The sequence below is a fragment of the Planctomycetia bacterium genome (genome assembly GCA_021413845.1).
Taxonomy (GTDB): domain Bacteria; phylum Planctomycetota; class Planctomycetia; order Pirellulales; family PNKZ01; genus PNKZ01.
This window is the reverse complement of sequence record JAIOPP010000093.1, coordinates 26,508-37,693: the sequence shown is the minus strand read 5'-3', so window position 1 is coordinate 37,693 and position 11,186 is coordinate 26,508. Positions and strand designations below refer to the sequence as shown.

General features: G+C 62.0%; 8 protein-coding genes. 3 read left to right on the top strand and 5 right to left on the bottom strand.

Annotated features, from left to right (window positions below):
- A partial coding sequence (locus K8U03_16865; protein ID MCE9606564.1) for a PQQ-binding-like beta-propeller repeat protein occupies positions 1-720 on the top strand: 720 nt, incomplete at its 5' end.
- Here the strand turns inward: K8U03_16865 and K8U03_16860 are convergent.
- Both K8U03_16860 and K8U03_16855 read right to left on the bottom strand, forming a co-directional pair.
- Positions 717-1,991: an amidohydrolase family protein gene (locus tag K8U03_16860; GenBank protein ID MCE9606563.1), complete on the bottom strand. Its 1,275-nt coding sequence runs from the start codon at positions 1,989-1,991 to the stop codon at positions 717-719. The two genes, K8U03_16865 and K8U03_16860, sit on opposite strands and share 4 nt — an antisense overlap.
- Positions 1,988-2,920 carry an alpha/beta hydrolase gene (locus K8U03_16855; protein MCE9606562.1) on the bottom strand — a complete coding sequence of 311 codons (933 nt, stop codon included), beginning with the start codon at positions 2,918-2,920 and terminating at the stop codon, positions 1,988-1,990. The genes K8U03_16860 and K8U03_16855 overlap by 4 nt, the downstream gene beginning before the upstream one ends.
- 153 nt (positions 2,921-3,073) lie before the next feature.
- On the opposite strand from K8U03_16855, the gene K8U03_16850 reads away from it, so the two are divergent.
- Positions 3,074-3,736, top strand: a complete 663-nt coding sequence (locus K8U03_16850; protein ID MCE9606561.1) for a GntR family transcriptional regulator — start codon at positions 3,074-3,076, stop codon at positions 3,734-3,736.
- A 56-nt stretch (positions 3,737-3,792) separates the two neighbouring features.
- Positions 3,793-8,121: a TIM barrel protein gene (locus K8U03_16845; GenBank protein MCE9606560.1), complete on the top strand. Its 4,329-nt coding sequence runs from the start codon at positions 3,793-3,795 to the stop codon at positions 8,119-8,121.
- Between the two features lie 100 nt (positions 8,122-8,221).
- On the opposite strand, the gene K8U03_16840 is transcribed toward K8U03_16845, so the two are convergent.
- The 3 genes from K8U03_16840 to K8U03_16830 form a co-directional block, all read right to left on the bottom strand.
- A complete protein-coding gene (locus K8U03_16840) occupies positions 8,222-8,746 on the bottom strand; it encodes a hypothetical protein (protein MCE9606559.1) in 525 nt (174 codons plus the stop codon).
- Between the two features lie 45 nt (positions 8,747-8,791).
- On the bottom strand, positions 8,792-9,493 hold the full coding sequence (locus tag K8U03_16835) for a methyltransferase domain-containing protein (GenBank protein ID MCE9606558.1): 702 nt from the start codon (positions 9,491-9,493) through the stop codon (positions 8,792-8,794).
- Between the two features lie 97 nt (positions 9,494-9,590).
- A complete protein-coding gene (locus K8U03_16830) occupies positions 9,591-11,009 on the bottom strand; it encodes a hypothetical protein (protein MCE9606557.1) in 1,419 nt (472 codons plus the stop codon).
- Positions 11,010-11,186 lie beyond the last annotated feature (177 nt).

The window sequence follows — 11,186 nt, the reverse complement described above, 5'->3', positions numbered from 1 at the left end:
GTCGAGATGACGCCGGCGAAGGAGATCGCCTGGCAATACGAAGCGCTGCCGAAGAGCGGCTACGCCGGTCGTGTCGAAGTCCACGCGTTTCAGCGCCTCGCCGACGGGCGCACGATGGTCGCCGAAAGCGGCAACGGCCGGATCGTCGAAGTCGATGCCGCCGGCAAGATCGTCTTCGAGATGCCGCTGACGCGCGAGAAGCCGAACGCCCATAAAGATACCCGCTTGGTTCGCAAACTCGCCGACGGCAACTACTTGGTCTGCCAAGAAGCCGAGGGCTTGGTGCGCGAATACGAACCGTCGGGCAAGATCGCTTGGACGTATAAGCTCGACCTTGTCGGCCGGCCGCGCTCCGGCGGACATGGTCCGGAAGGACATGGCACCGATGTCTACGGCGCGGTCCGTCTTAAAAACGGCAACACGCTCATCGCCTGCGGCAACGGCAACCGCGTGATCGAGGTGACGCCGCAAGGGGAAATCGTCTGGAGTATCGGGCAAGACGAACTGCCCGGCATTCGCTTGGCTTGGGTCACGACGCTGCATGTGTTGCCCAGCGGCAACGTGATCGTCGGCAACTGCCACGCCGGCCCCGACGCGCCGCAATTGTTCGAGGTCACGCGCGACAAGCAAGTCGTTTGGACGTTGAAGAACTTCCAAACGTTCGGCAACGGCTTCGCCGCCGCACACGTGCTGGATCTTCCGGCAGGCACGATTCGCTAAGCCGACGGGCGCGACAATGTTCCCGCTTTGACGACTCCGCCTTGCATGACGGCGAGAATCTTCGATCGGTCTTGTAAGATGCGAACGTCGCCGACCACATCGCCGTCGACGATGAGGATGTCGGCGAGTTTGCCGGCTTCGAGCGTGCCGATCTCCGCACCACGGCCGAGAATTTCGGCACCGGTCTTCGTCGCGCACTTCAACACTTCCAGCGGCGTAAGGCCGACGTATTCGACGAAGAAGGCGAGCTCCTTCGCGTAGTCGCCGTGAGGATTCCAAGCGAAACCGTAGTCGCCCCCCATGCCGAGTCGGCCCCCTGCGCGCAGAATGCGCTTCGCACTCTCGGCCCCTCCTTCAAGCGTTTCGCGATGCCCGTCGATCACGCGCTGCGACATGCCGAACTCCGGCCCCCGCTCGATGCTCGCCAACTCGAAATAGAGCGCCGGCACGCACGGCACGTCGCGCTTCAACAACAGTTCTAAGCCTTCGTCATCGATGAAGCTGGCATGCTCGACGGCATCGTAGCCGGCGCGCAGCGCGTTCTTGATTCCCTCGGTTGCGCGGCAATGGCCGGTTACTTTGAGCCCATGATTATGGGCCGTTTCGACGACGGCGTGCATCTCCTCGAACGTCATGCAAAGCGTGTGGTGATCGTTCGCGTCGGGCGCGGCGGCGTCGCCGGTCGGATAGGTCTTGATCCACTCGATGCCGTCTTTCACCAGCTTGCGCACGGCGGCGCGAGCCTCATGCGGACCATTAACGATCAGCACGAGCCCTTCCATGCCGATCTTTCGATAGTCGGGATTCCAATCCATCAGGCCGGCGGCTCCGCATATTTCGCGACCGCTCGAGGCCAGCCTGGGTCCGACGATGAGATCGTTCTCGATTGCTTTCTTGAGCCAGACGTCGATGTTAAACAAGCTGCCGCCGCTGCGCGCCGCGGTGTAGCCGCACTCCACGGCAAGCTTCGCGTTGGCCGAGGCGAGCAGCGTGACGTATTCGACCGGATATTTGATGTCGAGGTCTTCGAGCGCCGCGACGTCGAAATAGGTCGGATGAAAATGCGCTTCGACCAAGCCCGGCATGATGGTGCCGCCGCGAGCATCGAGAGAACGAACATCGGGCGAGGTGCGCGGTGCCGCCGCCGCAGGGCCCGCGTAGGCGATTCGTCCTTCCGCGACCACGACTACGCCATCGGCGACGGGCGGCGCGCCGGTGCCGTCGAAGAGCCGGCCGTTGCGAATAACCGTGGTGCCTGCGGCGATCTTCATGGCGTGGTTCCGTCGAGCGATTCGATGAAGCTGAACGTATAGTTGGCGATCTCTTGCGTGCGCTGCCAATGCATCATGTGCCCGACGCCCGGCATCCGCAGATGGGTTACGTCGGCGGCACGAGCGCGCAAGCGCTCGACGTCGGCATCGACGAGCATGCCGCCGAGCGCGGCATCGGCTTGCAGCAGCAAGACCGGACATTTCAAACCGTCGAACACGGCGTCTTCATCGTACCCGTCGAGCCAGTCGCCGGCGACGAGCGGATCGAGCACATGCGGATCGACGTGCATTAGGGCAGCGGCGGAAAAGCGCAACGAGGCGGCATCTCGCACGTCGCCGAGTCGCTGTGCGCGACCGGATTGCGGATCGACGAACGTGATCTCGGCCAGCCGACGCGCGAGCCCCGCGACGGTCGACGAAGCCTGCCGATCGCGCACGAGCAGCGCGATCTGCTCGAAGTAGCTATGAAAATTCGTGGCGCCGATATGCGGGCCGAGCGTGCGAAACGGCGGGTCTTCCAACACCACGCCGCGCACCAACTCCGGGCAGGCCGCGGCCACCCCGGCGGCGACCATCGCTCCGAGCGAATGGCCGTACAACACGATCGGGCGGACGCGCCCCTGCCGGCCGAACGTCCCTCGCAACCAAGCGACGGCGTCTGCGACGTAGTCGACGACGAGATAGCGCTCGGCTCGATCCGAGGCTCCGTGCCCACGCTGATCGAGCGACCACAGATCGTAGCGGGTCGAAAGATGGGCGGTGAGAGGGAGAAAGACGTTCCAAGACCGCAGCACGCCGTGCAACATCGCCACAGCCGTACGCGGGAGCGGCTTGCCGCTTTCGACGTTGGCTTCGGCCGAATGAAAGAAGCTGAGCCGACGACCGTCGTTCGTGAACCGTTCGGTTGTCCAGCAATGAGGCGAAGTCATGCTTCTTGCGTTTCCGATTTCAGCGGCCTATGCTGCGTGCTGCATACTGCATGCAGGTGAAGGTCGAGTGTACGACACCACGCCGAGCGCGGTCAAGCGTTTGGTTATTCTAATGTGGATTTCGAAAGCAGGACGAGCATGACATCGAGCCCGATGAAGACCCTTCCCCTGAAGCGCACGTCTCTTTCCGACGCGGCTTACGAAACCCTCTTAGAAGCGATTCTGCGAGGCCAGATTGCGCCGGGCGAAGAGCTGAGCGCAGTCGCACTCGCCGAACGATTTCAAGTGAGCCGGACGCCGATCACCGATGCGCTGCAGCGACTCGCACACGACGGCCTCGTCGAGCAGCCTGCGAACCGTCAGCCGCGCGTCGTGAAGTTGGATCGCAACGATGTCGTCGAGATTTACGCGATGCGCGGCTTATTAGAAGCCGCGGCAGCCGAACGCGCCGCGATGCGCATCGCTCCCGAAACGGTGAAGGCGCTGCGAGCCGTCGCGATTCGCTTGGCGAAGATGCGGAAGACTCCAAGTTGGAATGCGCAAGCGATCGACTTCGATCTCGCGTTCCACGACGCCATCGCCGAGGCCGCCGACAACGAACGCCTGCGCGCCGACATCGCCCGCTATCGACGACTCGTTCGCTGCTTTTGTCGCCTCACCGGCAGCGACGTCAACTTGCAAGCGGCACTCGGAGAGCATCGCACGATTCTTACGGCGCTGGCGGCGCGTAAACCGATCGCGGCCCGCAAAGCGATGGCCGCGCATATCGAACTTCGCCTCGCAGCCGTGCTCGCCGAGCTGTATCCGGAAAAGTAATACCCCTCATTGCTTTAAGAATCCCTTCGATCCTCCTTCCTACGCGTCATTTCATCATGCGTTCCACTATGACTCGTTCCGCTATTACACGCTGCCTTGTTTTCATCTTCGCACTTTTGTTCTTCGGGCAAGTTCCGTGCGTCGTCGCGCAGAATGCGCCCGCGAAAGCGTCGGCCGACGGATCGTCGCACAAGGAAGACATTTTCCGTCGCGATAATCTTATGGCGTGGTGCATCGTGCCGTTCGATGCGAAGAAGCGGGAGCCCGAACAACGGGCCGCGATGCTCGAAAAGCTCGGCTTCAAGCACTTCGCCTACGACTATCGGGGCGAACACATTCCGACGTTCGATGCCGAAATCGAAGCCTGCAAGCGGCACGGCATTGCGCTCGACGCGTGGTGGTTTCCCGGTTCGCTCAACGAAGAAGCGAAGCACATTCTTGCGATCTGCAAGAAGCACGGCATCACGCCGCAACTTTGGATCACGGGCGGCGGCTCGGCGACGAACTCGCCGGAAGAGCAGAAGGCCCGCGTCGTGCAGGAGGCGAACCGCATTCGGCCGATCGCGGAAGCGGCGGCCGCGCAGGGGATGCAAGTCGGCCTGTACAACCACGGCGGCTGGTTCGGCGAACCGGAGAACCAGTTGGAGATCATCGCCGAGCTGAAGTTGAAGAACGTCGGCATCGTCTACAACCAACATCACGGCCACGATCAGCTCGAGCGCTTCGCGGAATTCTTACCGAAGATCATTCCGCACTTGCTGGTGCTCAACCTTAACGGCATGAACACGCAAGGGGATCGACGGGGACAAAAGATTCTGCAGCTCGGACAAGGAGAGCTCGATCTGAAGCTTTTGAAGATCATTCGCGCAAGCGGCTATCGCGGGCCGATCGGCATTCTCGGGCACACGCAAGACGACGCCGAGGCCCGACTGCACGACAATCTCGACGGCCTCGACTGGCTGTTGCCGCAACTCGAAGGCAAGCCGGCCGGTGTGAAACCGAAGATGCGCACTCCGACTCCCGGTGCGAGTGATCCCGCGAAGCCGCAAGCGAGCGGGGGCACGAATGGCGGCGGTTATCTTGCTCCCGGGAAGCTTGAGTATCGGCAGTTGCCGATGACGGTCGAACTGCGCGGGACGGTGAAAAGCAAGTCGAGCTTCAACGTGCTCGTCGCCAACGACACGAAGCAATCACCCGACCATTGGGAACTCTTTGCGATGCCCCAGAGCGGCGCGTTGACGGCATACATTCCGGGTGCGCAGCCCGACCATGTCCGCACGACGACCGACATTTGCGACGGGAAGCCGCGCGACATTGCGATGCTCTACGAGCTGGAGCGCGTGCGGCTGTTCGTCGACGGCGTGCAAGCCGCGGATCAGACGATCGTCCGTAAAGCAGCTGCAAAACGCGATGCGCCGCCGGAGAAGCTCGCGTTTCTCCGGGTCGTCGAAGGGAATATCGGCTGCGACGGGACTCTCGAATACGTGCGGATTTCAAAAGGCTTGCGCACGATTGGGCCGAAGAGCCCGGCGGCAACTACGGTCGACACCGGCAAAGCCGAGGAAACGACCGTCGGCCTGTGGCGATTCACTGCGGACGTGAAAGCGTCGGCCGTAGATTCGTCGAAGCTCGGTAATCATGCCGTGCGTCTAACGCAAACGGCGGGTGAACCCTCACGCGCACCGATTCCCAGCGCAGGCGTACATCTTAAAGCGCTCGACCCGACGCTGAAGGTGACGCTCGTCGATCGTTCGCCCGACCAAGTTTATATGGGAGTGAAAGCCGACAAGGACGGCAACGTCTTCGTCGGGGGCCGCGAAGGAGTGTTCGTGTTCGAGCGCGAAGGAAAGCAGGCTTTCAAGCCGCGCCGTGAGCTCCTGCGGTTTCCCAAACATTCGATCATCATGGGTCTGGAGTTTAAGGACGACGATCTCTTCGTTCTGACATGCAATGCCCTGTACCGAGTGCCGAACGGCCGAGTAGCGCGCGAAGGGCTGGTGCCCGAGCGTTTGCTATGGGGCATCCCGCTCGATCTGCATATCAGTTTTCATTGCCTCGCTTGGGGCTCCGAGGGAGATCTCTACATCACACACGGCGATCCCCTCATCAACTACGGCGATTGGACGCGGCCCGATCATTGGGGACATTGGGTTTATTACTCGAGGGGTCAGGGAGCGTGGGTCGGAGGTCAGGGAAAAGACAGTGGTCGGTTGTCGGTGGTCAGTGGTCAGTTGGGAGAGAAGAACAAGTCCGAAGTCGCTTGGCGGAAGACTCCTTATACCGGTCAGGGGGCCGTGCTGAGGTATTCGTTGCAGGATGGGGCGGTCAACGTCGTTGCGACGGGCTTGCGCGGACCGGTGGGTTTGGCGTTCGCCTCCGGTTGGGAGCTGTTCACTAACGATAACGACCACGAGAGCCGTGCCGATCAATATGCGCCGGCGAAGTTGCTGCACGTCGTGCCGGGAATCGACTTCGGTTGGCCGCGCGGTTGGATGGCGTCGAAGAGTCCCGAGCGGTTCGACTTGGTCGATCCGGTGTGCGACTTGGGGCGCGGCGTGCCGTGCGACTTGGTGTACTACGATCGCAAATACCTACCCGACACCGTGCGCGGCCGGTTGTTGCAAGCCCGGTGGGATCGCCATTCCGTGACCGGCTACAAGCTCGAGCCGCGCAGCACCACCCTTACCGCGAAAGAAGAAACGATCCTGCAAGGAGACGATAACTGCCGGCCCGTCGGGCTCGCTGTCGGCGCCGGCGGCGAACTGTTCGTCACGGCTCTCTACATGAGCGGCAACATGGCGGCGCCTTATTGCGCGAGCGACTTGGTGATAGTTACGCGCATCGACGACGCGCCGAAGAGCTTGCTCGGCGACATCTTCTTCAAGTCGATCGGTTGTTCGTTGGGTGGACCCGAGCTTACGAATGCGGAGATTCTCAGCCGCTCCGTCAGAGACGATTATGAACGGCAGCTCGGTGTGTCCTACGTCGCCGGCAAGGCCGATGCGGCGCAACTCACGGCGATACTCAAAGCCACCGATGAACCGACGCGGCTCAACGCCGTGTTGGCGATCGGCCGAAAGCTCACCGTGCCGGCGCACGACGAGACGCCGCCGGAGTCGCTGCCGCTCAACTACCCCAAGGGGAACGGCTGGTTTCATCGCGACCAACAATTCTACGGCTCCGATGCCGTCGTCGATCTGGCCGACTTCGCCCGCATCGGGAGCTACACGATGGCCGAGCGCTGGAAGGCCGTACCGCCTAGCGAAGAGCAAGAAGCGCTGTTCGCGCTCTTGTTGAAAGCACTCGAAGATCCTTCGGAGCGCGTCCGTTTGCAAGCCGCCTACTTTCTGGGGCTCTTGAAAGATTCGCGAAGCGAGCCGCGCATCGAGCAGGTGCGCCGCGATGCGATTCTCGCTACGTTGAAAAATGCTCCGGCAATGAACATCGAGCAGGCGTGGCACTTCGGGCCGATCACGGACGATGCAGCAAGCGCTACGAAGGGCTACGCGCCGGAGCGAGGGCAGGTGGATCTCATGACGACGCACGGGGGCAAAGCTTGGGAGAAGCGGCGCATCGGCGAAGCCGGCGGTCTGAACTACTATTACTTCGGCGTTCAAAGCGGTGCGCGACAGCGAGCATTGTTGACGACCGGCACCGATGCCGCGACGCAAGTGTGGTTCAACGGTCTGCCTGCGAAAGATCGGGCGGGGGCCGGATGGATCGTCGATCTACAGCCCGGGGGCAACGAGTTTCTGTTGCGCACGGGCCTGAGTTCCACTACATCGTCGGGATCATCGCCGCCGCGGATCGAGTTGCGCTCCGTCGGAAAGTTGGAAGGCTCTCTCGCTGAGAAGCTCGATTCCGGCATGCTCGCCGCGCGGTTGCGCGAGGCGGCTGCGGCCGGGGGTTCGCAGGCGATCGGTCCGGAATTTCTCGCGCTCGATTGGGTAAAGGAAGCGACGCAAGGGAGCGCGACCGAGGGGCGGCGGTTGTTCGGTACGTTGGGCTGCGCCAAGTGCCACGCGATCGGATCGGAACAAAAAGGGGCCGGAGCGCCGAGCTTGGTCGATGCGAAACGGCGCTTCACCGTGCCGCACTTGGTCGAATCGGTCTTGTCGCCGAGCCGGCAAGTGGCCGAGCCGTTTCGCGCACAAAGCTTCACGACCGACGGAGGGCTGACGCTCGTAGGGCTCGTCGTTGCGGAAACGGCCGACGGCGTAGAGTTGCTGCTGCCCGACGCCTCGCGACGGACGCTCGCGAAGAAAGAGATCGAAGAACGAGCCCCGACAACGCTGTCGCCGATGCCGCAAGGAGTCGTGAAGACGCCGAGCGAACTGCGCGACCTGCTGGCGTATCTGATGAGCGAGCGCCCGACGCCGCCGTAAGAAGAAGACTAGAAAGCAGAAACTTGAAACTAGAAGAAAGAGTGGGAAACTCGAAAGATCGCGGCAACGCTTTTCTGGTTTCTAGTTTTTGGTTTCTGGTTTACTTGATTTTCCGATGGAAAATCAAAGTCATTCCTCCTTCGACCGGCGTCTTGAAGTCGGCGGGGCGTTCACCGGTGGCGGCGTTGAAGCGAATCTTTAACACCTTTTCTTCGAGTTCGTAGAGCGCGTAGACCGACATCGCTTTGTCTCCGTTCTGCACGACGGCATCGAGCAGCTTCGGCGTCTCTTCGGCGACGAGCGAAAAGCTCCCGACGACTTCCTGCGTGTTGCCGTCGTTGATGACGATGGCCTTGAACTGCTCGTTCTCGATCGTCAGCGTGATCGAATCTCCCTCGGCCGGCTTACGTTCCGGCAGGCTTCCGCCCCCGAGGCGGGCCACGATCCAGGTGCCGATGATCCGCTCGCGATCGGTCTTCTCGCCCGCCGGCTTCTCCGCCGCTTTCGTCTGAATCGGCGGCTTCACTTCGTCGGCTCCGAACGTAGAACTCGACGAGGAACCTAATACCGCGCCGCCGAGAATCGCGAGCGAGGCGACGGCGCGTATCGACCGAAAGAGTTTCATCGTCTTATTCCTGCGGGTATGCCACGTGCGACCGACTCCGGCATTCTACGGCTTCGTCGAACGCCATGTCCAATGCCGGTCGCTCGTCGCACGCACCTCGGCGGCGGGAAATCCCAACGCAGCGACGATCTCCCCGATCTCGTCGACGGTGAGCGCCGCACGCAGCGACGCGGCAAACAGCTCGCGCTGCGTCGGACTCGAGCCGGCGGTGTGCAAAGTGACCAAGCGCTCCAGCTCAGCGGCATCGCGAGGTCGGCGGAGATCGCGAAAGAAGAGCAAGCCGCCGGGGCGCGTGACGCGAACCGCTTCGGCGATCGCTTCCGCCGGGTCGGGAATGTGATGCACGATGCTGTTGGAAAGGACGGCCGCGAAGCGCTCGTCAGGATACGGCAGCGTCTTGACGTCGAGTCGTTCCAAGCGAATCACATCGGCCATGCCGGCCGCGGCGACGTTCTCCTTCGCGACCACGAGCATCTCGGCCGCGAGATCGACCGCGGCGACGATCAAGCCTCGGCCGACGCCGGCTTCACGCGCTTGCCGCACGAGCTCGATCGGTATCCGCGCCGTGCCGGTGCCGATGTCGATGACATGGCAACCTTGGTCCGTAGATAAGAGTCCTGCCTGTTGCAAAGCAGCGAGCACGTCGGCGGCGAAGAGTCGATTGACATCGCGATGATCGATCGCATCGTAGTCGCGCGCTTCGTCAAGCGTGTCCATCGCTTCGGGTTCGAGAACGCGGGAGAGCATGGGGCTGAAGAAGGGGTCGGAGGTCAGAGGAAATGATAAATGCTAAATGATAAATGTCGGAGCGAACATCGTCTCTTCATTTATCATTTAGCGTTGATCACTTGGCTTTCTCGGCGAGAAAGCGTTTCGCTTCTTCGGCATCGATGCCGAGGACCGCTTTCATCACGGCGGCGAGAACGGCCGGGTTGCCGCGCAAGTGGAACGTTCGATGATGGTGGGTGAGCGATTGGCCGGTGGCGAGCTCTTGCGCCGGCGACGACGACTCCAACTCGTAGAAGCCTCCGAGGCTCGGCTTGCCCGGCTCCGCGGGACCATCGTTGTAGACGTTGGCGATGTCGCCGACGAACGGCTCGGCTTGCGGAAGCTGCCATTGGTTGTTCACATACTTCGCACCGGCCGGATCGCTCGGCATCGTGAAATGAATGAGCGTCAACGTGCCCGAGGCGAAGTCGATCGCCCCCATGTACGGCACCGCGCGGCGCGTAGACACACCGAGCTTCGCGCGAAACGTGCCGTCGCCTCGAAATAGAATCGCCTTCGGCAAGACGAGCAGCCGCTCCGGAGGAATCTTGCCGAAGTAATCGGTGTTGACGATCGGCCCCAGCGCCGCTTCCTTCGCGGCATCGGCGTCGGAGCGATAAGGAACGATCAGCGCCGTCTGTGGGCCGGGAGGAAACATACCCAACGTCCAAATCGATACCAAGCCTTCGGCGGCTGCGAGCGGCTTCGCTTTGTTCGTAACGACGTTGCGCGATTCGAAGCCGACGAGCTTCAGCTTGCCGTCGGCGGCGAGCTTCGCGGCGGGGGCGCCGAAAAACTCGCCGAAGTGATAAGCCGACAACAAACGAACATCGCGGGCCACGGCGAGATCGAACCGCGTCCCCTTAGCGTTCTGCAACTGCACGCCGCGCGTCATGTGATAGAACGAGGCCTCGGTCTGTTGCGAGACGGCGAACGGCCCGGCGTTGAGCGTGGCAGGCGTGAACCAATCGGCGAGCGTCTGTTTCTTTCCCGGCGCAAACCAGAGTCCGAATTGCCCGGCCTCGGGTCCGAGCCAGAAACGATCTTCGCCGCCGTAGTTGTTGAAGTGTGCATCCAACTTGCCGGCGCGAATAAACGGCTCGTTGAGCCAACCGAAGCCGGGCCCCTCAGGGCCTTCGCAACTCGACGTCATGACCCGACCTTGCCACTCCGGGCAGATGGCGACATGCGCGCCGCGCCCATCGGTGAGCTCGAGCACCTTCGTATGCTTGGCGAGAAAATCTCGCTGCGCTGCATACGAAGCAACGACGGAGCTCGGTGCAGGCGCCGGTTTCGTGCCGGTCGGCGAAGCTGTCGGAGTCGCCGTCGCACTCGGCTTCGGCGGCGCTATCGGAGTCGCCGCCGGCTTCGGAACTACCGCGACGGGCTTCTTCGGATCTTGCGCGAACGAACGCAACGCGACCGCCGCACACCCGAGAGCGAAGAGAGAAACGATAACGAAGCGAGGAATTCGCGCGAGAACGGCCAGGCGCATGCGCGATCCTAGTGGGGGCGACGACACGGAGACGAAAAATCAGGGCTCTCGCCACATTCTCGTTAGGAGTAGTCGCGCTTTCAATGCCCGACAAAATTCGTTTATGCGAAGGGCAACACCGCGGTAATGAATAAGAACCAAGAGCGCGGAGCGAGGCGTAACAATCTCAATCCGAGA

Excerpts from the sequence above, each read along its gene's own strand:
- K8U03_16830 (MCE9606557.1), bottom strand. The coding sequence starts at position 11,009 with ATGCGCCTGGCCGTTCTCGCGCGAATTCCTCGCTTCGTTATCGTTTCT.
- K8U03_16840 (MCE9606559.1), bottom strand. The coding sequence starts at position 8,746 with ATGAAACTCTTTCGGTCGATACGCGCCGTCGCCTCGCTCGCGATTCTC.
- K8U03_16845 (MCE9606560.1), top strand. The coding sequence starts at position 3,793 with ATGCGTTCCACTATGACTCGTTCCGCTATTACACGCTGCCTTGTTTTC.
- K8U03_16850 (MCE9606561.1), top strand. The coding sequence starts at position 3,074 with ATGAAGACCCTTCCCCTGAAGCGCACGTCTCTTTCCGACGCGGCTTAC.
- K8U03_16835 (MCE9606558.1), bottom strand. The coding sequence starts at position 9,493 with ATGCTCTCCCGCGTTCTCGAACCCGAAGCGATGGACACGCTTGACGAA.
- K8U03_16855 (MCE9606562.1), bottom strand. The coding sequence starts at position 2,920 with ATGACTTCGCCTCATTGCTGGACAACCGAACGGTTCACGAACGACGGT.
- K8U03_16860 (MCE9606563.1), bottom strand. The coding sequence starts at position 1,991 with ATGAAGATCGCCGCAGGCACCACGGTTATTCGCAACGGCCGGCTCTTC.